We start from the raw sequence: 25,058 nt of genomic DNA on the forward strand, positions 1-25,058 counted from the left end.
GTACATAATTTTATAAAATAGAATTTAATAAATCAGAAAAAACTCCAGATGCAGTAACTTGTTTTCCAGCTCCGTATCCTCTGATAACTAGTGGTATTGGTTGATAATATTTACTGTAAAATGTAAATGCATTTTCTCCATTTTTTATTTCATATAATGGATTTTTTTTATCGATTTCAGAAAGTTTAATTTTACAATTTCCTACTTTATCAATTGTTCCAATAAATCTTATTCTTTTTAGATTTTTTTTAGCTAATAAATTTTTTTTTAAAAAAAATTTGTCAAATTTTTTTATTTGAGTTAAAAATTCTTTTACGCTAATATTTTTGTTTAAAGTTTTAGGAAGTATTTTATCAATTTTTATATCTTTTAATTCTAAATTATATCCAGATTCACGAGCAATAATTAATAGTTTTCTTGCAACATCTAAACCAGATAGATCTTCTCTTGGATCAGGTTCAGTAAATCCTATTTTTTTTGCTTTTTTAACAGCTTTTGAAAATAGCATTCCTTCATCTAATTTTCCAAAAATAAATGATAAAGATCCAGATAGTATACCTTGAAAATATACTATTTTATCTCCTGTTTGAATAATATTTTTTATTGTTTGTATAATTGGAAGACCTCCTCCAACATTTGTTTCATATAAAAATTGTTTATTTTTTTTATAGGCTATTTTTCTTATTTTTTTATATTTTTTTATATTTCCAGTATTAAATTTTTTGTTTGCAGCAATGATATTAAATCCTTTTTTTATGTATTTAATATATTGGTTTGATATTTTTGTGCTAGAAGTGCAGTCAATAATTATTGGATTAATATAACAATTTTTTTTGATAATTTTATAAATTTTTAAAATTAATTTATTTTTTTTTGTAAAATTATATTTTGTTTTTTTAAAATTTTTCTTCCATAATTTAGTTTTAATTCCATTTTCTTTAAATAATAATTTATGAGAATTTGATATTAAACAAATTTTTATACTGATATTTTTTTTCTTTAAAATATTTTTTTCTTGAGAAATTTGTTTTAATAAAGTTTTTCCTATTCCTCCAATTCCTAATAAAAATAATTCAACAATTTTTTTTTTATTAATTATTATTTTATGTATTAATTTAATTGCAGTAATTTTATTTTTAGTTTTTATAATAAAAGAAATAGAATTTTTTGAGTCATTTTTTATTGTGGAAATTATTTTAATATTTGAGTTATTTAATTTTTTATATATTGTTCTAATTAATTTATCTTTTTTTGTAATTTTATCTTGAACAATAGATATTATAGATAATTTTTTTTTTATTTTAATTTTTCTTTCAAATTTATTGATAAAATTTTTAAATATTTTTTGAAATATTTTTTTAGTTTTTTTAAGGTATTTTTTTTCTATATAAAAATTTATATAATTTGAATTTATTGAATTAGAAAATAAAATTATAGATATGTATTTTTTTTTTATAGATTTTAGTAATTTTTTTTCTATTTTATATTTTTGTTTATAGTTATTTATTTTAATTTTGAATAAACATATTTTATCTATATATGTTACACTCGGATAATTTTTATTTTTTTTATTTTTATTTTTTTTAAATATTTTTGTTCCAGGATATTCTTTGTTGAAAGTATTTTTAATATAGCAAGGAATATTAAATTTTTTTAGAGGTGATATAGATTTAGGATGTAAAACTTTTGCTCCTAGTTTTGATAATTCTGTAATATTTTCATATGTAAGATTTTTTAATATTTTTGCATTAGAAACAATTTTTGGATCACATGTTAAAACTCCATTTACATCAGTCCAAATTTCACAGGAATTAGCTTTAAAACAAGCAGATAATATAGCAGCGGAATAATCAGATCCATTTCTTCCTAATAAAACTAATTGATTTTTTTTATTTCCTGCAATAAATCCAGGCATTAATATTATTTTTTTAGAAGAAATATTAATTTTTTTTAATTTTTTTGTTGATAAACTAATATCAGCATATGATTCTAATATATTTCCTGTAGAAATAATTTTTTTTATAGGATTTATTAAATAAGTATTTAAATTTTTAGAAATTAATAAATTATTTACAATATTAGTACATAGTATTTCTCCTTTAGAAATTATTTTTGCAAAAATAATTTTTGAGCATTTATTTGAGTTATATATTTTTTTTGCTGTTTTCTCTAAAAATATTATTTCTTTTTTAATAATTTTTAATATTTTTTTAAAGAAAATTTTATTTTTTTTTTTAAAAATTTTTTTTATTATTTTAATAAATTTATTTTGTATTTTTAAAATAATTTTTTTAAAGTTATTTTTTTTTATTGAATATTTTATAAGTTTTTCTAAATAATTTGTTATTTTTGCTGGAGCAGATAAAACAACTGCAATTTGATTGTTTCTTGATTTTTCTTCAATTATTTTTGATACAAATAAGATTTTTTTTGCATCAGCTAATGAAGTTCCTCCAAATTTTAAAATATTAATCATTTTTTAAAAATTCTCCTAAATTATTTATAAAATAAATAAATTGATATATTTTTTATATATTTATATAAATAAAATTATTATATATTATATAAAAAAATAAAAAAAAATATTAATTTTTTTTATTTTTATGTATAAGATTTTAATGAAATTTGTATAAATTTATTTTTTTATGTTAAAATTTAAAATTAATAAAAATTTTTTTAAAAATTTTTAAAATTTTTTATTATTAAAAAATTAATATTTTTAAAATATTATTAAAAATTTATTTTTAATAAAAAAATAAAAATTATTAATTTTTTATATTTTTTAAAAATAATTTAAAATTTATTAAAAATTAAAAAATATATGAAATATATTATAGAACCTATTATATCAGTTTTTTCTCTTCAAAATAGAGTAAAAGAATTAGGTAAACAAATTACGAAAAATTATAAAAATAATATAAATAAAATAATTTTAATTGGTTTATTAAGAGGTTCTTTTATCTTTATTGCAGATTTATGTAGAGTTATAAAAATTAAACATGAAGTAGATTTTATGACTACTTCTAGTTATGGTAAAAATAATTTTTCAAGTGGAGATGTTAAAATATTAAAAGATTTAGATGAAGATATTAATGGAAAAAATGTTCTTCTTGTAGAAGATATTATTGATTCTGGTTTAACTGTAAGTAAAGTTTTAGAGATATTGCGTTTAAGAAACCCTTGTTCTATTTCTATATGTACTCTTTTAGATAAACCAGATTGTAGAGAAGTAAATTTAATGATAGATTATGTTGGTTTTTCCATATCTAATGATTTTGTTGTAGGGTATGGAATTGATTATGCACAATGTCATCGTCATTTACCATATATAGGAAAAATAGTATTTAAAAAATCTTAAAAAATTTTTTATTAAATTATTTTTTAAAATATTTTTTATATTTATTTTTTAAAAAATATGTATTTTTTTATTTTTATTTTTTTTTTTTTTTAATATTAATAAAAATTTTCATAAATTTATAAAAATTTTTTTAAAAAATTTTACAAAATTTTTTAATAAATTATTTTTTTTTAAACTTATATTTTTTATAAAAAATTATTAGAAATTATTTATTTAAACTTATAAATAAGTAATATTTTTTTTATAGAATTTATAAAATTTTTTTATTTTTAAAATTTGTAATATTTATTTATAATATTTTTTAATATTTTTTTTTTTGTATTTTTAAGTTAATATAAAATTATTTTATTTATTTTTTAATTTTTAAAAAATATTTTAAAAATATTATTTTGTTATAAAGTTATTTTTTTTAAAATTATTATATTTTTTTAATTTTATTTGTTTTATGTTTTTATTTTTTTCTATTTTTTTTTTTATAACATATAAATTATATGCTTCAAAAAATTTTATATTTTTTTTTGTTGTTAACGAAATTTTTTTTGAGTTATATGTAATAAAATTTATTATTTTCCAAATTTCTTTAATAGATTCAATTATTTGTTTAGGAATAGATAATAATAAAGATGCTTTTTTTAAAATTATTTTTAAAGATATGTTAGAAGCGTCTTTGTAATTTATTTTTTTTTTTTTTTTTATTTGTATTGTTTGAAAAAAATATGGATACCATAAAATAGCAGACCATAAAAATTCTATATTAATTTTTTGTTTTTTTTTAAATCTTAAATCATTTTTTTTTAATACTTTTACAATTAAAGAACTAATTAATAATTTAATTTTTTTATTATAATGTATAAAAGGAAAAGAAAAAATAGTTTCTAATAAATTAAATTTGTTTAATTTTTTATATGCTTTATATCCAAATCCTGTTTGTAATAATTTATTTAATTCATTATATAATCTTGCTGATGGAACATGTGATATTAATTTTGACAATTTTGGAATAGCTAATGCTGTATATTTTTCTATTTTCATCTTTAATTGTGCTGAGAATCTAATAACTCTTAATATTCTTACTGGGTCTTCTCTATATCTTGTTTCAGGGTCTCCAATTAATCGAATAATTTTTTTTTTTATATCTTTTATTCCTCCTACATAATCTCTAATACTTAAATCAATAATATTAAAATATAAAGTATTAATAGTAAGATCTCTTCTTTCGGCATCTTCTTCGATTTTACCAAATATATTATCTCTCAAAAGTATACCTAAATTTTTTTTTTTTTTAAATATTTTTTGAGAATTTTTTTTATTATTATGACCTCTAAAAGTGGATACTTCGATAGTTTCTTTTTTAAACATTATATGAGCAATTTGAAATCTTCTTCCAATTAATCTGCAATTTTTAAATAATTTTTGTATTTCAGATGGAGTAGCATTAGTGGTTAAATCAAAATCTTTTGGTTTATTTCCAAGAATAAGATCTCTAACTCCTCCTCCTACAAGATATGCTTCATAACCAGATTTATGTAGTCTAAATAAAATTTTAATAGCATTTTTGCTGATTTTATTTCGAGATATATTATGTTTTCTTTTAGGAATTATTATCATATGATTCATTTATAGTAAAAGTATTTGTGTTATTAAAAAGATGTTCATATTTTTTTTTTTTTTTTTTTTTAATATTATAAATAATTGTTAATATTAATATTTTATTTAAAAATATTTTTTATTAAGATAGTGAAATAGAATTAATCTTTTTTCACTATCTATTATTTTTTAACCTAGCATTTGCTTATTTCTAATTTCTTCTAATGTTTGACAGTCAATGCATAAGTGAGCAGTTGGTCTTGCTTCTAATCTTTTAATTCCTATTTCTACATTACATGTAGAGCAGTATCCGAAATCTTTATTTTGTATTTTTTTTAAAGTATTGTTTATTTTTATTATTAATGTATTTTCTCTATCTCGTTTTCTTAATTCTAAACTAAATTCTTCTTCTTGAACTGCTCTATCAATTGGATCGGGAAAATTAGAAGATTTTTTTGATATATAACATAAATCTTTTTTTTCTTTATTTAGTTGCATTTTCCAAGTTTCAAGTATTTTTTTAAAATGATTAATTTGATTAATATTCATATATTTTTCATTTTTTTTTTTTTTATATGAACATACTCCAGCAATAGTAAGAATACTTAATGAAGTTTTTTTTGAATTTTTATTATTTCTCATAAAATTTTTCCTTAATATAATTTTATTTTTAAAAAAAAAAAATAAAAAAAACACTATAACAATATATAGATTTTATAATATACATGAGATATTTATAATATGAAATTAAATATTTTTTAGAAATATATATTTTTTAAAATTTTTTAATAAATAAAATTAATACTAATTTTTATAGTAAAAATATTTTTGATTTATAATATATTAAAATTTTAATATTTAACAATTTTTAATACAAATTTTTTTAAATTTATTTTAAGTAAAGGTTAGATTAAAATGTTTAAATTGGCTTTTGGTATAGAATATGATGGAAGTTTATATTATGGATGGGAAAGTCAGATAGAAGGTTATTCAATTAAAGAAAAATTAGAATATGCAATATCAAAAATAGCTAATCATAAAATATGTATATTTTGTGCAGGAAGAACAGATTCTGGCGTTCATGCGTATAATCAAGTTATTCATTTTAAAACTTTTTCTTATAGAAAAAAGATTTCATGGATGATTGGAGTAAATAGTTTTTTACCAAAAGACATTTCTGTAATATGGGTGAAAAATGTTTTACAAGATTTTCATGCACGCTATTCTGCTGTTTCTCGTAGTTATCGATATATTATCTACAACAATTTTGTTAGATCTTCTATTTTAAGAAATAGAGTAAATAATATTTTTTTTAATTTAGATGTTTGTAAAATGAATAAAGCTAGTAAATTTTTACTTGGAGAGCATGATTTTTCTTCTTTTCGTGCTGCTCGATGTCAATCTTATAGTTCTTGGAGAAATATATTAAAAATTAAAGTATATAAAAAAAATAATTTTTTTATAATAATTGATATTACTGCGAATTCTTTTTTATATAAAATGGTTCGAAATATTGTGGGATGTTTAATTGAAATTGGTCGAAAAAAAAAAAGTATATTGTGGTTGTTAAATGTTCTTAATTTAAAAAATAGAATTTTTGCAGGGCCAACAGCTTTGGCAAATGGATTATATTTATCGTCTGTAAATTATCCAAAGCGTTTTGAAATATTTCAAAATAATTGTAATTTTATTTAATATGTATTTTTTTAAAAAATTAAAAAATTTTTTAATTTATATAATATTACATTTTAATTAAAGAGAAAATATATGTTTTTAAATTTTTTAAAAAAAATTTTTGGAAGTAGAAATGATAAAATATTAATTAAACTTAATTTAATAGTTGAACAAATTAATGATTTAGAAAATTTTTATAAAAATTTTACTGATCAAAAATTAAAAAATCAAACTAAAATTTTTAAAAAACGTCTTAAAAAAAAAGAATTGTTAGATAATTTATTAATTGAATCTTATGCTATTGTGAGAGAAGCAAGTAAGCGTGTTTTTGGATTACGTCATTTTGATTCTCAAATATTAGGAGGAATAGTTTTAAATAATCAATGCGTTGCAGAAATGAAAACTGGTGAAGGAAAAACATTAACATCAACTTTACCTGCATATTTAAATGCGCTTACAGGAGATGGAGTTCATATTGTTACTATGAATGATTATTTATCTAAAAGAGATGCTAATAAAAATAAATTTTTATTTGAATTTTTAGGTTTAACAGTTGGTTTAAATTTACCTGAATTATCTGTTTCTTCAAAAAAAGAAGCTTATAATTCTGATATTACTTATGGAACAAATAATGAATTTGGATTTGATTATTTAAGAGATAATATGGTTATGTCTAAAAATAATCAAGTACAAAGAAAGTTAAATTATGTATTAATAGATGAAGTAGATTCAATTTTAATTGATGAAGCTAGAACTCCTTTAATAATTTCAGGAGAAGAAGATGATTGTTCTAAGTTATATGCTCATATTAATACAATTGTATCTTGTTTACATCAGCAAGATAAAGAAGATACAGAATCTTTTACTGGTTCAGGAGATTTTTTTTTAGATGAAAAATCAAAACAAGTTTATTTAACTGAAAGGGGTTTAATTAAAATAGAAAAAATATTAGTAAAAAAAAATATTATAAAAAAAAAAGAATCTTTATATTCTTCAAAAAATATTAAATTGTTACATCATGTTACTACTTCTTTAAAAGCTCATCGATTATTTACTAAAGATGTTGATTATTTAGTAAAGAATAAAGAAGTTGTTATAGTAGATGAGCATACTGGTCGAATAATGAAAGGTAGACGCTGGTCAGATGGTTTACATCAAGCAATTGAAGCTAAAGAGCATGTATTAATTAAAAATGAAAATAAAACATTAGCTTCTATTACTTTTCAAAATTATTTTAGATTATATAAAAAATTGTCAGGAATGACTGGAACTGCGTATACAGAAGCTTTTGAATTTCGTTCAATTTATAATTTAGATACTGTTGTAATACCTACTAATAAACCAATGATACGAAAAGATTATTCAGATTTAGTTTATTTAACAGAAAAAGAAAAAATTGAATCTATAATAAAAGATATTCAAAAATGTTATTTAAAAAAACAGCCTGTTTTAGTTGGAACAGTATCTATAGAAAAATCGGAAATAATTTCTAATTATTTGAAAAAATTTCAAATAAAACATAATGTTTTAAATGCAAAGTTTAATAAACAAGAAGCTGAAATTATTTCTCAAGCAGGTAAATTAGGAGCAGTAACTATTGCTACTAATATGGCTGGACGAGGAACAGACATTATTTTAGGCGGATATTTTGAAGATAAACATATTAAAAAAATTAAAAAAAAACATAAAAATGTTTATTTTAAAGATAAAAATTGGAAAAAAAATCATAAATTAGTATTATCTGTAGGTGGATTGCATGTTATTGGAACTGAAAGGCATGAATCTCGAAGAATAGATAATCAGTTACGAGGTCGATCAGGTCGTCAAGGAGATATTGGATCTTCTAGATTTTATTTATCTATGGAAGATTCTTTAATGAGGATTTTTACTTCAGATAAAGTAATTAATATAATGAGAAATTTAGGAATGAAATATGGAGATTCAATTGAAAATAATTGGGTAAATAGAGCTATTTCTAATGCTCAAAAAAAAGTAGAAAATATGAATTTTGATATTCGTAAACAACTTTTAGAATATGATAATATTATTAATGAACAAAGAAAAGTTGTTTATAAACAAAGGAATGCTTTAATTAATAAAGAAGAAATTAAAAATATTATAAAAAGTATTTCTAAAGATGTTTTTTTAAAAGTAATTAATAATTTTTTAAATTTAAAAAATTCTATTAAAATAAAAAAAAGTTTATTAAAATTGGAGAGTTATTTTTTTAAAAAATTTAATATGAAAATATCTTTTTTTGGTTATTCAAAAATAAAAAATATAGATCTTAAAAATTTTATTTTAGATCAAACATTACAAAAATTTAAGATAAATTATTTGATTAAAGAAAATTTGATAGGTCGAAAAAACATGAGAAATATAGAAAAATCTGTCATGTTAAAAAAATTAGATTTTTTTTGGCAAGAGCATTTATCTGAAATGGAATATTTAAAACAAGGAATACATTTAAGGGGATATGCTCAAAAAGACCCTAAAATAGAATATAAACGTGAATCTTTTATTATTTTTTCAAATATGTTAGAGTCTTTAAAATATGAAGTAATATTAGAATTAAGTGGTATTTGTCTTTCTCATTTTGATCCATATGGAAGTAAAGAAATAAATTATAAGTTTTCTATTCACCCAGATCGTTTTAAACAAATTAGAAATTTTTTAAAAAAAAACACAAATATTGAATTTAGAAAATATGATGATGAAGATATTGGTACAACTATACTTTCTCGAAATTCATTATGTTCTTGTAAATCTGGAAAAAAATATAAACATTGTCATGGTTCTGTAAAATAAAAAAATTTTTAATAAATATAATTTTTAAAATTTTTTAAAATTTTATAAAAATTTTATTTTTATAAAAATATTAAAATTTTTTAATTTTATTTTTTTTAATTTGATAAATATATAATAATTTCAAATTTAATCTATTTTAAATAAAAATTTTATATATATGTTAATTTTTTATAAAATATATTATAAATTTTTTTAAAATGAAAAATTAAGGAGCACTCTATGTCTAAAGATTATTATACAGACATTGATATAGATCCTATAGAAACAAAAGATTGGTTAGATTCAATGAAATCTATAATACAGAAAGATGGCTATAAAAGAGGAATTTTTTTAATAAATAAAATATTAAAAAAATATAAAAAAATTAATATTTTTAAAACTAAAAAAAATATTTCTGATTATATAAATACAATTTCTGTTAAAAATGAACCAATTTATCCTGGAAATATAGAATTAGAAAAAAAAATTTGTTCAGCAGTTCGTTGGAATGCAATAATGATGGTTTTAAAGGCATCTCAAAAAAAATTAGATCTTGGAGGACATTTATCTTCTTTTCAATCTTCAGCTGTTATTTATGAAGTTTGTTTTAATCATTTTTTTCATGCAAATAATAATTTTGATCTTGGTGATGTAATTTATTTTCAAGGTCATATTTCTCCTGGAATTTATTCTAGAGCTTATTTAGAAGGAAGGATTACAAAAAAACAAATTAATAATTTTAGACAAGAAATAAATGGAAATGGTTTATCTTCTTATCCGCATCCTAAATTAATGCCTAATTTTTGGCAATTTCCAACAGTTTCAATGGGTCTTGGGCCAATTTGTGCTATTTATCAAGCAAAATTTTTAAAGTATTTAAAAAATAGAAATTTAAAAGATACTTCAAAAAAAACTGTATATGTTTTTTTAGGTGATGGAGAAATGGATGAACCGGAATCTAAAGGAGCTATAAATATTGCTGCTCGTGAAAAACTTGATAATTTAATTTTTATTATTAATTGTAATTTACAAAGATTAGATGGTCCAGTTGTAGGAAATGGAAAAATTATTAATGAATTAGAAAGTTTCTTTAATGGAGCTGGATGGAAAACAATAAAAGTTATTTGGGGAGATAAATGGGATAGATTATTAAAAAAAGATAAAACTGGAAAATTAATTCAATTAATGAATGAAACAGTTGATGGAGATTATCAAACTTTTAAATCAAAAAATGGGGCTTATGTTAGAAAATATTTTTTTGGAAAATATCAAGAAACTTTAAATTTAGTAAAAAATATGACAGATGATGAGATATGGGATTTAAATAGAGGAGGTCATGATTTTAAAAAAGTTTATGCTGCATTTAAAAAAGCAAAAAGTATTAAATTGCGACCTGTAGTAATATTTTTTCATACAATTAAAGGTTATGGAATGGGGAGCAAAATTGAAGGAAATAATATTGCTCATCAAGTTAAAACAATTAATTTTGAAGATATTCAACGTATAAAAAATAAATTTAAAATACCTATTTTAGATGAAGATTTAAAGAATTTTCCATATATACATTTTAAAAAATTTTCAAAAGAATATAATTATTTACATGATAAAAGAAAAAAACTGGGAGGATATGTTCCGGAAAGAATTAAAAATTTTTCTTCATATTTTAGTATTCCGCATTTAAAAGATTTTAGTCCTTTATTAATTGAGCAACAAAAAAAGATATCTACTACAATAGCTTTTGTAAGAATTTTATATATATTATTAAATAATAAAAATTTAAGTAAAAGAATTGTTCCAATTATTGCAGATGAAGCTCGAACTTTTGGTATGGAAGGACTATTTAGAAAAATTGGAATATATAATTTAAATGGTCAAAATTATACTCCTCAAGATAAAAATTTATTATCATATTATAAAGAAGATAAAAGTGGTCAAATACTTCAAGAAGGGATTAATGAACTAGGTGCTGCTGCATCTTGGTTAGCTTCTGCTACATCTTATAGCACTAATAATTTTCCAATGATTCCATTTTATATTTATTATTCTATGTTTGGTTTTCAAAGAATTGGAGATTTATGTTGGGCTGCAGGAGATCAACAAGCTCGAGGATTTTTAATAGGAGGAACATCAGGAAGAACTACTTTAAATGGAGAAGGTTTACAACATGAAGACGGGCATAGTCATATTTATTCTTTAACAATTCCTAATTGTATTTCTTATGATCCTGCTTATGCTTATGAATTAGCAGTAATTATTCAAGACGGAATTAAAAGAATGTATGGAAAAAAACAGGAGAATATTTATTATTATATTACTACAACAAATGAAAATTATCGTATGCCAAAATTTATTCCAGAAACGAAGAAAGGAATTTGTAAAGGAATATATAAATTAGAAAGTTTTCCTAGTAAATTGTCTGTTCAATTATTAGGTTCTGGATCGATACTAAGGCTTGTAAGAAAAGCTGCATTAATTTTATTTGAAAATTATAATATTGGTTCAGATATTTATAGTGTGACATCTTTTACTGAATTAGCAAGAGATGGTCAAGATTGTGATCGATGGAATTTATTACATCCTTCTGAAGAAAAAAAAATTCCGTATATATCATTAATTATGAATAATAAACCTGCTATTGTTTCTACAGATTATATGAAATTATACGCTGAACAAATTAGAAAATATGTACCCTCTCGTTCATATAAAGTTTTAGGAACAGATGGTTATGGTCGTTCAGATAGTCGAAAAAATCTTCGAAATTATTTTGAAATTGATGAATATTATATTGTTATAGCAGCTTTAGGAGAGTTAGCGAAATTTGAACAAATAAATATGAAATTAGTAGTGGATGCTATAAAAAAATTCAATATCAAAAAAGATAAAGTAAATCCACGTTTATCATAAAGGGGTATATAAATTTAATGAGTATGATAATCAAAGTTCCTGATATTGGTATAGATGAAGCAGAAGTGATAGAAATTTTAATAAAACCTTTAGATAAATTAAGAATTGATCAAGGATTAATTATTGTTGAAGGGCAAAAAGCTTCTATTGAAATTCCATGTACTAAAGAAGGTATTGTAAAAAATATTTACGTAAAAGTTGGAGATATTGTTAAAATTAATTCTCCAATTTTATCTTTAAGTCAAAAAAATTCAAAAAGTAAAATCAATTTGGAAAACAAATCTTCTAGTTTTTTAAAAAATACTGATAAAAATTCAGAAATAATTTTAAATTTAAATAAAAATAAAAATAATAATTCAAAAATTGAATTAATACATTCATCTCCTTCTGTAAAACGATTATGTAGAAAATTTAAAATTTCTATTGAAAAAATAAAAGGAACTGGAAGAAAAAGTAGAATATTGAAAGAAGATGTTATTCATTATATAAATTCTTTAAAAGATAATACTGAAAAAAAATTAAAATCTAAAAAGTATTTAAAATTAATCTCTAAAGAAAAAGAATTGAATGTTTCTAATAATTTTAAAAAAATAGTTTTTTTAAGTAAAGTTCAAAATATTTCAAGCAAAATTTTTTCTAAAAATTGGATTGAAATACCGCATGTTACTCAATTTGCAGAAATTGATATTACAAAATTAGAAAATTTTAGAATAAAAATTAATAAAAGTTATCTTAATTTAAATATAAAATTTACTTTATTAACTTTTATAATAAAAGCAATTTCATTGAATCTTTTAAAATTTAAAAAATTTAATAGTATATTGCATCGTAAAAAAGATAGAATAATTCTTAAAAAAGATATTAATATTGGAGTTGCAGTAAATACTAAAGATGGTGTTTTTGTTCCAGTAATTAAAAATGTAAATCATAAAACGATTAAAAATATTTCTGATGAACTATTAGATTTATCTAAAAAATCTAGAAAAAATAAATTGACATTTAATGAAATTAATAAAGGAAGTTTTACTGTATCTAATTTAGGAAATTTTGATGTTAGAGAATTTACTCCGATAATAAATTCTCCAGAAGTAGCAATATTAGGAGTTTCTAGAGCGAAAATGAAACCAATATGGAAAAATAATAATTTTGTTCCTCGTTTATTATTACCTTTATCATTATCATATGATCATAGAATAATAAATGGAGTAGATGGTGCTCTTTTTATTAAGAATTTAAATAAAAATTTAAAAAATTTTTATAGATTATTATTTTAATTGATACATTTTTTGAAACTATTTATTAGTAATTTTAACTTTTGGAAATTAAAATGAATAAAGTAATGAATACAGATTTAGTGGTAATTGGAGGAGGTCCAGCAGGATATTCTGCAGCTTTTAGAGCTTCTGATTTAGGAATAAAAACTGTTTTAATTGAAAAATATTCAGTTTTAGGAGGCGTTTGTTTAAATGTAGGATGTATACCTTCTAAAGCTCTTTTACATTTTTCTAAAGTTTTACAGGAATATAAAGAATTTTTTGAATTAAATATTATAACGAATAATCCAGAGTTTAATTTTAAAAAAATTCAATCTTGGAAAAATCAGTTAATTAGAAAAATGAATACTGGATTAAAAATTTTATCTAAGCAAAGAAAAATTAAAGTATTAAAAGGAATGGCATCTTTTTTAAATAAAAACAAAATTTTAGTAAAAAATAATGATTCTACTAAAGAAATAAATTTTAATTATGCAATTATTGCTACTGGTTCTAGTTCTATAAAGTTACCTCAAATAAAAGTTCAAGATAAAAGAATATGGTATTCTACAGATGCTGTTAATCTTCCTTTTATTCCCCGTCGAATGTTAATTATTGGAGCTGGTGTTATTGGTTTAGAAATGGCAACAGTATATAGTTCTTTAGGATCTAAAATAGATGTAATTGAAAGCTCTGATATGATTTTTTCTTCTGCTGATTTTGATGTAAGTTCATTTTTTATAAAATCTATTTCAGATAAATTTAATATTATATTAAATTCTTTTATAGAAAATATAAATTTTTCAAAAGAACATATTACAGTTAAGATAAATACTAAAAATGTTTTAAAAGAAAAAAAATATGATGTTATTCTTGTTTCTATTGGAAGATTTCCAAATATAGATTATTTAAATTTAAATAATATTGATGTTAAATTAGATAATAGAAAATTTATTATAATAGATGATCAATGTCAAACTAATATTCCTGGAATTTTTTCTATTGGTGATGTTTCAGGGCATCCTATGTTAGCTCATAAAGGAATTTATCAAGCTCATATTGCTGCAGAAGTAATTTCTGGAAAAAATCATTATTTTGATACAAAAGTAATTCCTAATATTTGTTATACTGATCCAGAAGTATGTTGGGTAGGAATGACTGAAAAAGAAGCAATTAAAAAAAATATAAAATATCATTGTTCGATTTTTCCATGGAATGCTTCTGGAAGAGCATGTGTATCAAATTCTTCTTTAGGAATGACTAAATTAATATTTAACAAGTTAAATAATAAAATTATTGGGGGAGCTATTGTTGGAAGAACAGCTGGAGAATTATTGGGAGAAATTTCTTTAGCTATAGAAATGGGATGTGATATTTCAGATATTTCTTTAACTATGCATGCACATCCAACTTTATATGAATCAATTCAATCTGCATCTAAAATAGAAGAAAAAACTATAACTGATTTATTAAATATAAAATAAAAATTTTTGTATTTTTTTTTGTTTTTTTTTATATATATTTTTTTGATGTTATGAATTTTAAATTATTTTACATAACATCAAAATTTTTATTGATATTTTTTTTTTTATAAAAAGTATTTTAAAAAAATTTAATTAGTTTATATATTAAATATGAACATTTTTTGATAGAATATTTTTTATTTTTTTTGTATATTTCATGAGAATTTTTTGTAGAAAAATCAGAAATAGAACGTATAATTAAAAAAGGAGTTTTAAACATATAGCATGTTTGTCCTATTGAAGCAGATTCCATATCTACAGATATTGCATTAGAAAAATTTTTTTTTAATTTTTTTAATTTTTTTTTGTTATTAATAAATTGATCGCCGCTTATTGATAGTCCTGTTATATATTTTAAATTATTTTTTTTTAAAAAATATATAGTTTTAGAAAAAAATTTAGAATTTATTAAAAATTTTTGAGGAAATCCTTCAACTTGGCCAATTAATTGTTTAAAACTAGTCATGTTTACATCGTAGTAACAAACTTTATTAGGAATAATTAAGCTTCCAATTTTTAATCTTTTATTTAAGCTTCCTGCGGTTCCAATATTTATAATAAGATTTGGATTATATTTTTTTAATAATAAAGCACAGTTAACTCCAGCTGATGTTTTTCCAATACCTATTTTACATAAAATAATTTTTTTATTAAATATTTTTTTATGAAATATTTTTTTTTCTTTTATAAAATTTTTTTTTTTTGCTAAAAAAGTGATTTCTTCTTTTAGTGCTGAAACAATTATTATTTTCATTTTTATTATATTTTATATACTAAAGGATGTTCCGCAACTACATGTAGATTTAGCGTTAGGGTTTTTTACAACAAATCTTGATCCATTTAATGTTTCAATATAATCTATTTTACTTCCAGTTAAGTATTGAATACTAATTGGATCAATAATTATTAATATATTAGATTTTTTTATTATTACATCATTTATATTATTTTTTTTTTCAAATTTAAATCCATATTCAAATCCACTACATCCTCCACCAGTTATATATATTCTAAATTTAATATCTTTTTTTTTATTATTTAGAAAACTTTTTATATAAGAGATAGCTGAAGAAGTTAATTTAAATTTTTTATTAAATTTTTTTTTCATTAATATTATCTCTTTTCTATAATTTTTTATTTATATTAAATAATTTTTTAAAAATACTTTTTATTTTTTAAATTTTATTTTTTTCTTAAAAATGTTGGAATATCTAAATATGATTTATTTTTGTTAGAATATTTTTTCTCATGTCTTGTTTCTTTTTTGTTTTTATTTATTTTTGATATATTTCCTAATGAATTTAGTCTTTTATATCGATAATCATTTAATATATCATTAGAAGAATTTTTTGTATTTTTTGTATTAATTTCTAATTGTCTTTCTAAACCAATTCCTGTTGCTACTACAGTAACTCTTAGTTCATCATTCATATCTGGATCTAGAGATGTTCCGATAACTACTGTTGCGTTATCTGAAGAAAATGATCTAATTGTATTTCCAACCATTTCAAATTCATCTAATCTTAAATTCATTCCAGCAGTAATATTTACTAATACTCCTTTAGCTCCTGACAAATCAACGTCTTCTAAAAGAGGACTAGAAATAGCAATTTCTGAAGCTTCTTCAGATCTATTTTCTCCGGAAGAAATTCCTGTACCCATCATTGAATATCCCATTTCTGACATTACAGTTCTTACATCAGCAAAATCTACATTCATTAATCCTGGTCTTGTAATTAATTCAGCTATTCCTTGTACTGCTCCTTTTAAAACATTATTTGCAGCACTAAATGCATCTAGTAAAGAAATTCCTCGATTTAATACTTTTAAAAGTTTATCGTTTGGTATAATAATTAATGAATCTACGTATTTTGATAATTCTAGAATTCCTTGATCTGCACATAACATTCTTTTTTTTCCTTCAAAATGAAAGGGTTTTGTAACAACAGCAACAGTTAAAATTCCTAATGATTTAGCAACTTCTGCAATTACTGGAGCAGCTCCTGTTCCTGTTCCTCCTCCCATTCCAGCAGCAATAAATATCATATCTGCTCCTTCAAGAGCATTTTTTAATGCTTCTTTATCTTCTTCTGCAGATGTTTTTCCTATTTCTGGATTTGCTCCTGCTCCTAATCCTTTTGTAACGTTATTACCAATTTGAATAATTTGATCTACTTCAATTTTTCTTAGTGCTTGAGCATCTGTATTAATTGCAAAGAATTCTACTCCTTCAATTTTTTCTTTTACCATATATTCAACAGCGTTTCCTCCACCACCTCCAACTCCAATAACTTTAATAACTGCATCGCTTCCTACTTCTACTGATTCAAACATTAAATTTTCTCCAATTTTTTTAAAAAATTTTTTTTGAAAACAATTTTTTGTATATTATTTATAAAACCAATGATTTAATGCATATAACCAATTATTTTTTTTTGCAAAAAAATTTTTTTTAGGACATTTTTTTTTTATATTATTAAAATGTAATAATCCCACTACTGTAGAGTATTCAGGCATTTTTACATGATTAATTAAACCAGTAATATTTTTTGAATATCCTATACGAACAGGAAGTTGGAATATTCTTTCTGCGCAATCAACAAGAAATTTTGTTTTTGAGGCTCCTCCTGTTAAAACAATTCCACTATGCAAGTTATATTTGTAACCTTTATTTTTTAGTTTTTTTTGTAAATTTATAATATTTTTATTTACAATCTCTAATAATTCTATACATCTTAATTCAATTACTTCTGTTAATTTTTCTTGATTTAATATTTTTGATTCATTATTTGTTGATTGTGTAATTTTTATATTATGAAGGTTTTCTTGAAGAAAACCCGAAGCGCATCCATATTTTATTTTTAATTTTTCAGCATCAGATATGGAAGAAGAAAAAGCACAAGATATATCTTGAGTAATAATATCTCCAGCATATGGGATTACTTGACTATGTTGTAAAGAACCATTTATATATATTAAAATATCCATTGTTCCTCCTCCAATATCAATCATGCATACACCTAATTTTTTTTCTTCATTAGTTAAGATTGCTTGACTGGATGCTAATCCTGAGAATATTATTTTATTAATTTTTAATTTGCATTTTTCTACTGCTTTAATAATATTTTTTTCTATGTTATAATGTGAAGTTATTAAATGAACGTTTGATTGCATTCGAATTCCAGATAAACCTAATGGATTTTTAATTCCTTTTTGTTCATCAATAATATATTCTTGAGGAATTACATGTAAAATATGATATTTATCATTAATTCTAACAGATTTAGCTGTATTTAATACTTTTTTAATATCATATTTTTGAACTTCTTCTTTTTTAATTTTTACCATTCCTTGTTCATTTAAATAATTAATATATTTATTTGAAAATGCTAAATTTATAGAATATATTTTATGTTTTGACATAACTTCTGCTTGATAAATTGATTTTTTTATACATTTAATCATTGATTCTAAATCATTTATTTCTCCTTTATTTAATCCTTTAGAAGGATAATTTCCTAAGCCAATAATATTAATTTCTTTATTTGGTAGAATTTCTCCTACTAAAGAAGAAACTTTAGTAGTACCAATATCTAAACCTACTACTAGTTTTTTATTTTGTGATTTTATCATTATTTTTAAACTCTTAATTAATAAAAATATTATTTTAATAATTATTTTTTAAAACGTATTTTTTTTAAAATTTAGTTTGAAAAAATAAGATAATAAAATAATTTTTTATATTTTTATATATTTATTTTTATTATTTTTTAAATATTATTTTTTTTTTAATTTTGCTATTCTTAAAATTGCACTTCTTGATCTTATATTTTTTAAAATTTCTTTTTTATTAGGAAAAATTTTTTTATAAATTTTTAATTTGCATTTTTTTTTATTAATTTTTAGTAGTTCTTTTTCTGTTAAAGGAATTGAACTTGGTAAATTTGGAATTTTTCTACTATTTTTAAACATAAATTTTTTTACAATTCTATCTTCTAATGAGTGAAAACTAATAATACATAATTTTCCATTTGGAGACAAAATTTTTAATACATTTTTTAAAAATTTTTTTAATTCATTTAATTCATTATTTAAATAAATTCTTATAGCTTGAAAACTTCTTCTAGAAGAATGTTTTTTTTGGTATGGAATAGATTTTGATATAATTTTTTTAAGTTGGTGAGTATATAATATAGGTTTTATTTTTCTATTTTTAATAATACTGACAGAAATTTTTTTAGAATATCTTTCTTCACCATATTTTTTTAGTATTGTAAAAATTTTTTTTTGAGTAGTTTTCATTAACCATTTTGATGCAGGTATTCCAATTTTTTGATTCATTCTCATATCTAGAGGTCCATTGTTTTTAAAAGAAAATCCTCTATTTGAATTATTTAGTTGAATGGAAGATATTCCTAAATCTAATATTACTCCGTTAATTTTTTTTAAAATGTTATATTTTTTACAATATTCATGAATATTAGAGAATAAACCATGAATAATATGAAAACGAGAATCTTTTATATTTTTTGCTATTTTAATGGATTCTGGATCTCTATCAATTGAATAAAGAATACCTTTTTTACCTATTTTTTTTAAAATTTCTTTACTATGTCCTCCAGATCCAAAAGTTGCATCAATATAAATTCCATTTTTTTTGATATTTAAATTTTTAATAGATTGTTTTAAAAGTACTGGAATATGCATATTTTTTTAGAGAATTATAGGATTGATATTTTAGTTTTAATAAATTTTAAATATTTTTATAAAATTTTATTTAGATATGAAAAATATTTTTAAATTTATTTTTAAAATTGTTTTTTTTAATTTATTTTATAAATGAATATTTGTTATTTTTTTTTAAAATATTTTAAAAAATGTGTAATTTTTTAAAAAATATTTTTTAAATATATTATAAATTTTATTTTTTTTTAGAACTTTTTTTTATTATTTTAACATTGAATATATCAATTAATTTTTTTAATTGTTTTATAATTTGAGGAATAAATTTTTTTTTTCCAAAAATTTCAATAGAAAAATTAGACAAATTTTTTTTTTTAATATTTTTAGAAATAGATAAATTTTTTATTTTATATCCTGTTTTTGAAAATAAATTTATGATTCTAGAAAGAACGTCTGATTTATTTTCTAATAAAATTAATAAATTTGTTTTAGTCATTTTTTGATCACTTTTATTTTTTAAAATTTTTTTTAAATTTCATATCTTTCATGGATCCTCCTTTAATTTGCATAGGATATACATGTTCAGATTGATCAATTTTTATATCTACGAAAACTAATTTTTTTTTTGAAAGATATTTAAAAGATTTTTTTAATTTTTTTTTTAGTTCTGTAATTTTTGAAATTGATATTCCAATATGACCATAAGATTTTGAAAGTTTTACAAAATTTGGTAAAGATTTCATGTATGATTGTGAGTGTCTTCCAGAATATATAATATCTTGCCATTGTTTAACCATTCCTAATGAACTATTATTTAAATTTAATATTAGAATTGGTAATTTATATTGCATAGCAGTAGATAATTCTTGAATATTCATTTGAATACTTCCATCGCCTGTAATACAGATTACATTTTTTTTAGGAAATGCTAGTTTTACTCCTAATGCTGCAGGAAATCCAAAACCCATAGTTCCTAAACCTCCTGAATTAATCCATTGTCTTGGTTTTTCAAACATATAATATAATGCTGTAAACATTTGATGTTGTCCGACATCAGAAGTAATATAAAATTTCCCTTTTGTAAGTTTAAAAATTAGTTGAATAACTGTTTGAGGTTGAATAGTTAATACATTTTTTTTTTGTACAAAAATTTTTTTTTTTTTCCATTCTAAAATTTTTTTCCACCAACAAATTAATCTATTTTTTTTAATTTTTTTAATTTTTTTTTTTAAAAGTTTATTCATTATTTTAAGTACTTTTTTTAAATCTCCTACTATTTCGATTTGTGCTTTAATTGTTTTTGAAATAGAAGTTGGATCTATATCTACATGAATAATAGTTGCATTTGGGCAATATTTTTTTATGTTATTTGTTGTTCTATCATCGAATCTTACTCCTAATGCTAAAATTACATCAGAATAATGCATACTCATATTTGCAGAATATGTTCCATGCATTCCTAACATTCCTAAGTTTTGTTTATGAGATCCTGGAAAACCACCTAAAGCCATAAGTGAACTAGTTACAGGAGTATTTGTTTTTTCTGCAAAATATTTTAGTTCATTAGAGCTATTTGAATTAATTATTCCTCCGCCAATGTATATTATTGGTTGTTTCGAATTAATTATTTTTTTAAATGCTTTTTTAACAATTGTTTTATTAATTTTTTGTTCTGGTTTATAAGAACGAATATTAACATAAGTGGGCCATAAATAAGGTCTTTTTTTTTCTGAAGATAAAATATTTTTTGGAATATCTATAACAACTGGTCCTGGTCTTCCTGTACAAGCAATGAAAAAAGATTGTTTGATAATTAAAGGTATTTCTTTTACTTTTTTTATTAAAAAACTATGTTTTACAATAGGTCTAGAAATTCCAATCATATCGCATTCTTGAAAAGAATCATATCCAATAAGATTTGAATCTACTTGTCCTGAAATAATGATCATTGGAATAGAATCCATGTAAGCTGTTGCAATTCCTGTAATTGCGTTTGTTGCTCCAGGCCCTGATGTGACTAATACTACACCAGGTTTTCCACTAGATCTAGCATAACCATCCGCCATATGTGTTGCAGCTTGTTCATGACGCACTAAAATATGTTTTATTTTTTTTATTCTGTTTAATGCATCATATATTTCTAAAACAGCGCCTCCTGGATATCCAAAAATGTATTTTATTTTTTGGTCAATTAATGATTTTATAACCATTTCTGCACCGGAAAAATTTTTCATAGTATTTATCTCAAGTATTTGAAAAGAGTATTTTAATAGATAAAATAAAATATTTATAGAAAACAATTTTTTATTATATTTTTTAAATTTTATATTAAATATAAATATATTTATTTAAAATTTTTAAATATTTTTTTATTTAATTTTATAAAGAATTTTATATTAAAATATATTTATAAAAATTTTTTATTTTTTGAAATTTTTTATATATTATAAATGATAATTTTAAAAAAATATTAATTTTAAATATAATTAATTTTAAAATATTTTTATTTAAATTTATTTTTTAATTTTTTCTTTTTTCTTTTTTGAAAATAATTTATTAATTTTTTAATAAAAATGATTTTAATGAAATATATTATTAAAAAAAAATTATTTAATATTTTTATAAAATTAATTTTATATGAAAATTTTTAAAATTTTTATTGTTAATTATATTATATAAAAAAATATTTTTATTAATATTATTTATATAATTTTAAATATTTTTTATTAATATTTTTTAATACTTAATAATAGATCATTTTTATAAAAAATATTATTATATTAATTGTTTTTTTTATTAAAATTTTTTATTAAAAATAAAAAATTAAAATTTAATTATTTGAGAAAATTTATGAAAAAAAAGGTATCATTTATAAAATTTTTTAGTTTAATATTTTTTTTATTTATCAATATATTTTTTTCTAAACCTGTTTTTTGTTTAGATGAAAAAAATACAATTTCTAATGTTTCAAATGAAAATTTTAATTTACCTCCTGTTGTAGATAAAGTTTTACCTTCTGTTGTAAAAGTTATGTCAGATTTTAATGATTTTTATCATGGATATTTTTATGATTCGTCATACAAAAAACAAGTAAATGCTTTGTCATCATTACATGCTCGTTTTTCTTTATATAATAGTTTTATTTATAAAAATTCTACATTTAAGAATGCAAAAAGTACAATAATGCAAAATGTTAGAAATAGTAAATTAGGTTCTGGAATTATAATTGACTCTGAAAAATGTTATGTCATAACAAATTATCATGTAATTAGTGATTCGTATAAAATAAAAGTTTCGTTAACTAATGGAGAAAAATATAAAGCTCACGTTATTGGAAAAAATAAAAAAATGGATTTAGCTTTATTAAAATTAGTTGATGCTAAAGATTTAAAATCTGTAAAAATTTCTAATTCTAATAATTTAAATATAGGAGAGTCTGTATTTGCTGTTGGTAGTCCGTATAATTTAAAAAATACAGTTACTTTAGGGATTATTTCATCTTTAGGTAGACTCATTAATACAAATAACTTGTTTGATAATTTTATTCAAACTGACGCTTCTATTAATCATGGAAATTCTGGTGGTCCTTTATTTAATTTTGATGGTGAATTAATTGGAATTAATACTTCTATGATATCTAATAGTGAAGATTCTGGTAGTATTGGTCTTGGATTTTCTATTCCAAGTAATACAGTACAACGATTTATTAATGATACATTAAAATATGGAAAAGTTAATGTAGGTTCTTTAGGGGTATCTATTTCTACGCTCTCTGAAGATTTAATAAAAAAACTAGAATTACCTTTAAAAGTTAATGCTGTTCTTGTGAATTCAGTTCGTGAAAATTCTTCTGCTGAAAAATCTGGTATTGAAGCAGGGGATATAATTATTTCTATAAATTCTAAAAATGTTTTAAATGCATTTAGTTTAAGAAGAGAATTAATAAATTTTTCACCAAATGATGATATTTTGTTAAAAATTTTTCGAAATAACAAATATTATGATATATCTTCTAGATTACAAAAATATCATCAAAAAATTTATTATGCTGGAACATTACATTATATGTTACAAGGTTCGATAGTATCGAAATATGATCAAAAGAAGCTTTTAAAAGATATAGAAGATAAAAAAATACCAAAAATATTTTTGCCTGATGTAGAAGGTATAATTATAAATGGATTTTTAGAAAAAAGTTATGCTAAAAGATCTGGTTTACAAAAAAATGATATTATTATTTCTGTAAATACTAAATATATAAAAAATATAAAAACATTTAAAGAAGCTTTATCTATTCATAAAAATATTATAATTTTAGAAATTATGAGACAGAATAAATTAATTTTTAAAATTATTAGTTAATTTCTTTTTAAGAAATATTTATTCCGCCCTATTTTTTTTTGGGCGGTTAAAAAATATTATAAATTATTTTAAAATAATGAATAATCTCAAAATAAATACTTATTTTATATTTCCTCTTAATAAATTATTAAGTTCTACTTTAGTTAATGTTTTAGAATCAACTTTTTTTACTATAATAGCACTATATAAACTATATTTATTGTTTTTAGAAGGTAAATTTCCTGATACTACAACAGAATTTTTTGGAACTCTTCCAAAATAAATTTTATCTTTGGTTCGATCATAAATTTTTGTGCTTTTTCCAATAAAAACACCCATAGAAATTACTGATCCAGTTTCTATTATTACTCCTTCAACTATTTCTGATCTTGCTCCAATAAAACAATTATCTTCAATAATAGTTGGGTTATTTTGTAATGGCTCTAACACTCCTCCTATTCCAACTCCTCCAGAAATATGAACATTTTTTCCTATTTGAGCACAAGATCCTATTGTAGACCAGGTATCAATCATAGTATTTTTTCCAATATAAGCTCCGATATTAATAAAACAAGGCATAAGAACAGTATTTTTTTCAATATATGAACCATATCTTACAATAGATGTAGGAACAGCGCGAATTTGATCTTTTTTAAATTTTTTTTCTGTATAATTTTTATATTTTAATGGAATTTTATCATAGTAATTTGTAAAATTTCCATTAAAAATTTTGTTTTTTTTTAAATATAAAAATAAAAGAATAGCTTTTTTAATCCATTGATGCGTAATCCATTCATTATTTATTTTTTCTGAAACACGTAATTTTCCTAAATTTATCATTTTAATTACAGAATATATAGTTTGTATGATGATTTCATTGTTATTTTTTAATAAATTTTCTTTTTTTTTAAACGCTTTTTTAATAATTTTTTTAAATTTTTCCATTTT

18 protein-coding genes are annotated in these 25,058 nt (G+C 20.4%); 7 read left to right on the forward strand and 11 right to left on the reverse strand.

Translation table 11 applies throughout. The annotated features are described in order from the left end of the window. Nucleotides 1-10 precede the first annotated feature (10 nt). Nucleotides 11-2,476 carry a bifunctional aspartate kinase/homoserine dehydrogenase I gene (thrA, locus tag AB4W45_RS00750; protein WP_367671432.1) on the reverse strand — a complete coding sequence of 822 codons (2,466 nt, stop codon included), beginning with the start codon at nucleotides 2,474-2,476 and terminating at the stop codon, nucleotides 11-13. Nucleotides 2,477-2,821: 345 nt separating this feature from the next. Between thrA and hpt the strand changes: the two genes are divergently transcribed. Further along, a complete protein-coding gene (gene hpt / locus AB4W45_RS00755; RefSeq protein ID WP_367671433.1) occupies nucleotides 2,822-3,358 on the forward strand; it encodes a hypoxanthine phosphoribosyltransferase in 537 nt (178 codons plus the stop codon). A 384-nt stretch (nucleotides 3,359-3,742) separates the two neighbouring features. Here hpt and pcnB read toward each other — a convergent pair whose 3' ends face one another. After that, entirely contained in the window at nucleotides 3,743-4,966 is a 1,224-nt protein-coding gene (pcnB, locus tag AB4W45_RS00760; protein ID WP_367671434.1) for a polynucleotide adenylyltransferase PcnB, read from the reverse strand. Nucleotides 4,967-5,134: 168 nt separating this feature from the next. Next, entirely contained in the window at nucleotides 5,135-5,587 is a 453-nt protein-coding gene (gene dksA / locus AB4W45_RS00765; protein ID WP_367671436.1) for an RNA polymerase-binding protein DksA, read from the reverse strand. A gap of 273 nt (nucleotides 5,588-5,860) precedes the next feature. On the opposite strand from dksA, the gene truA reads away from it, so the two are divergent. The 5 genes from truA to lpdA all read left to right on the forward strand — a co-directional run bounded on the left by truA (nucleotide 5,861) and on the right by lpdA (nucleotide 15,047). Then, nucleotides 5,861-6,640: a tRNA pseudouridine(38-40) synthase TruA gene (gene truA, locus AB4W45_RS00770; protein WP_367671437.1), complete on the forward strand. Its 780-nt coding sequence runs from the start codon at nucleotides 5,861-5,863 to the stop codon at nucleotides 6,638-6,640. A gap of 72 nt (nucleotides 6,641-6,712) precedes the next feature. Further along, entirely contained in the window at nucleotides 6,713-9,427 is a 2,715-nt protein-coding gene (gene secA / locus AB4W45_RS00775; RefSeq protein ID WP_367671439.1) for a preprotein translocase subunit SecA, read from the forward strand. A 219-nt stretch (nucleotides 9,428-9,646) separates the two neighbouring features. Next, the gene (aceE, locus tag AB4W45_RS00780; RefSeq protein ID WP_367671440.1) at nucleotides 9,647-12,310 is read left to right on the forward strand and encodes a pyruvate dehydrogenase (acetyl-transferring), homodimeric type; all 2,664 of its coding nucleotides are present in this window, start codon (nucleotides 9,647-9,649) and stop codon (nucleotides 12,308-12,310) included. 17 nt (nucleotides 12,311-12,327) lie between these two features. Beyond that, the gene (locus AB4W45_RS00785) at nucleotides 12,328-13,584 is read left to right on the forward strand and encodes a 2-oxo acid dehydrogenase subunit E2 (RefSeq protein WP_367671441.1); all 1,257 of its coding nucleotides are present in this window, start codon (nucleotides 12,328-12,330) and stop codon (nucleotides 13,582-13,584) included. Between the two features lie 53 nt (nucleotides 13,585-13,637). Continuing rightward, nucleotides 13,638-15,047, forward strand: coding sequence for a dihydrolipoyl dehydrogenase (lpdA, locus tag AB4W45_RS00790; RefSeq protein ID WP_367671443.1), 1,410 nt, complete (start codon nucleotides 13,638-13,640; stop codon nucleotides 15,045-15,047). A gap of 118 nt (nucleotides 15,048-15,165) precedes the next feature. Here lpdA and mtnN read toward each other — a convergent pair whose 3' ends face one another. From mtnN to ilvB, 7 genes are all read right to left on the reverse strand, one after another. Further along, on the reverse strand, nucleotides 15,166-15,840 hold the full coding sequence (gene mtnN, locus AB4W45_RS00795) for a 5'-methylthioadenosine/S-adenosylhomocysteine nucleosidase (RefSeq protein ID WP_367671444.1): 675 nt from the start codon (nucleotides 15,838-15,840) through the stop codon (nucleotides 15,166-15,168). 12 nt (nucleotides 15,841-15,852) lie between these two features. Then, on the reverse strand, nucleotides 15,853-16,194 hold the full coding sequence (erpA, locus tag AB4W45_RS00800) for an iron-sulfur cluster insertion protein ErpA (RefSeq protein WP_367671445.1): 342 nt from the start codon (nucleotides 16,192-16,194) through the stop codon (nucleotides 15,853-15,855). Between the two features lie 74 nt (nucleotides 16,195-16,268). Beyond that, complete coding sequence (gene ftsZ / locus AB4W45_RS00805; RefSeq protein WP_367671446.1) at nucleotides 16,269-17,420, reverse strand: cell division protein FtsZ; 1,152 nt, start codon at nucleotides 17,418-17,420, stop codon at nucleotides 16,269-16,271. Nucleotides 17,421-17,474: 54 nt separating this feature from the next. Then, complete coding sequence (gene ftsA / locus AB4W45_RS00810; protein WP_367671447.1) at nucleotides 17,475-18,719, reverse strand: cell division protein FtsA; 1,245 nt, start codon at nucleotides 18,717-18,719, stop codon at nucleotides 17,475-17,477. Between the two features lie 144 nt (nucleotides 18,720-18,863). Continuing rightward, nucleotides 18,864-19,793, reverse strand: coding sequence for a 16S rRNA (cytosine(1402)-N(4))-methyltransferase RsmH (rsmH, locus tag AB4W45_RS00815; RefSeq protein ID WP_367671449.1), 930 nt, complete (start codon nucleotides 19,791-19,793; stop codon nucleotides 18,864-18,866). A gap of 214 nt (nucleotides 19,794-20,007) precedes the next feature. Beyond that, nucleotides 20,008-20,265 carry an ACT domain-containing protein gene (locus AB4W45_RS00820; RefSeq protein ID WP_367671451.1) on the reverse strand — a complete coding sequence of 86 codons (258 nt, stop codon included), beginning with the start codon at nucleotides 20,263-20,265 and terminating at the stop codon, nucleotides 20,008-20,010. Nucleotides 20,266-20,278: 13 nt separating this feature from the next. Next, complete coding sequence (ilvB, locus tag AB4W45_RS00825) at nucleotides 20,279-22,003, reverse strand: biosynthetic-type acetolactate synthase large subunit (RefSeq protein ID WP_367671452.1); 1,725 nt, start codon at nucleotides 22,001-22,003, stop codon at nucleotides 20,279-20,281. A gap of 616 nt (nucleotides 22,004-22,619) precedes the next feature. Here ilvB and AB4W45_RS00830 point away from each other — a divergent pair. Then, entirely contained in the window at nucleotides 22,620-24,131 is a 1,512-nt protein-coding gene (locus tag AB4W45_RS00830; protein WP_367671453.1) for a trypsin-like peptidase domain-containing protein, read from the forward strand. A 99-nt stretch (nucleotides 24,132-24,230) separates the two neighbouring features. Here AB4W45_RS00830 and dapD read toward each other — a convergent pair whose 3' ends face one another. After that, nucleotides 24,231-25,055, reverse strand: coding sequence for a 2,3,4,5-tetrahydropyridine-2,6-dicarboxylate N-succinyltransferase (gene dapD / locus AB4W45_RS00835; protein ID WP_367671455.1), 825 nt, complete (start codon nucleotides 25,053-25,055; stop codon nucleotides 24,231-24,233). Nucleotides 25,056-25,058 lie beyond the last annotated feature (3 nt).

It is taken from the genome of Buchnera aphidicola (Periphyllus testudinaceus), assembly GCF_964059035.1.
Lineage (GTDB): Bacteria > Pseudomonadota > Gammaproteobacteria > Enterobacterales > Enterobacteriaceae > Buchnera_J > Buchnera_J aphidicola_BN.

What these genes read in the sequence shown, in the direction of transcription:
- thrA (WP_367671432.1), bottom strand. Translation starts at nt 2,476, where the DNA reads ATGATTAATATTTTAAAATTTGGAGGAACTTCATTAGCTGATGCAAAA.
- hpt (WP_367671433.1), top strand. Translation starts at nt 2,822, where the DNA reads ATGAAATATATTATAGAACCTATTATATCAGTTTTTTCTCTTCAAAAT.
- pcnB (WP_367671434.1), bottom strand. Translation starts at nt 4,966, where the DNA reads ATGATAATAATTCCTAAAAGAAAACATAATATATCTCGAAATAAAATC.
- dksA (WP_367671436.1), bottom strand. Translation starts at nt 5,587, where the DNA reads ATGAGAAATAATAAAAATTCAAAAAAAACTTCATTAAGTATTCTTACT.
- truA (WP_367671437.1), top strand. Translation starts at nt 5,861, where the DNA reads ATGTTTAAATTGGCTTTTGGTATAGAATATGATGGAAGTTTATATTAT.
- secA (WP_367671439.1), top strand. Translation starts at nt 6,713, where the DNA reads ATGTTTTTAAATTTTTTAAAAAAAATTTTTGGAAGTAGAAATGATAAA.
- aceE (WP_367671440.1), top strand. Translation starts at nt 9,647, where the DNA reads ATGTCTAAAGATTATTATACAGACATTGATATAGATCCTATAGAAACA.
- AB4W45_RS00785 (WP_367671441.1), top strand. Translation starts at nt 12,328, where the DNA reads ATGAGTATGATAATCAAAGTTCCTGATATTGGTATAGATGAAGCAGAA.
- lpdA (WP_367671443.1), top strand. Translation starts at nt 13,638, where the DNA reads ATGAATAAAGTAATGAATACAGATTTAGTGGTAATTGGAGGAGGTCCA.
- mtnN (WP_367671444.1), bottom strand. Translation starts at nt 15,840, where the DNA reads ATGAAAATAATAATTGTTTCAGCACTAAAAGAAGAAATCACTTTTTTA.
- erpA (WP_367671445.1), bottom strand. Translation starts at nt 16,194, where the DNA reads ATGAAAAAAAAATTTAATAAAAAATTTAAATTAACTTCTTCAGCTATC.
- ftsZ (WP_367671446.1), bottom strand. Translation starts at nt 17,420, where the DNA reads ATGTTTGAATCAGTAGAAGTAGGAAGCGATGCAGTTATTAAAGTTATT.
- ftsA (WP_367671447.1), bottom strand. Translation starts at nt 18,719, where the DNA reads ATGATAAAATCACAAAATAAAAAACTAGTAGTAGGTTTAGATATTGGT.
- rsmH (WP_367671449.1), bottom strand. Translation starts at nt 19,793, where the DNA reads ATGCATATTCCAGTACTTTTAAAACAATCTATTAAAAATTTAAATATC.
- AB4W45_RS00820 (WP_367671451.1), bottom strand. Translation starts at nt 20,265, where the DNA reads ATGACTAAAACAAATTTATTAATTTTATTAGAAAATAAATCAGACGTT.
- ilvB (WP_367671452.1), bottom strand. Translation starts at nt 22,003, where the DNA reads ATGAAAAATTTTTCCGGTGCAGAAATGGTTATAAAATCATTAATTGAC.
- AB4W45_RS00830 (WP_367671453.1), top strand. Translation starts at nt 22,620, where the DNA reads ATGAAAAAAAAGGTATCATTTATAAAATTTTTTAGTTTAATATTTTTT.
- dapD (WP_367671455.1), bottom strand. Translation starts at nt 25,055, where the DNA reads ATGGAAAAATTTAAAAAAATTATTAAAAAAGCGTTTAAAAAAAAAGAA.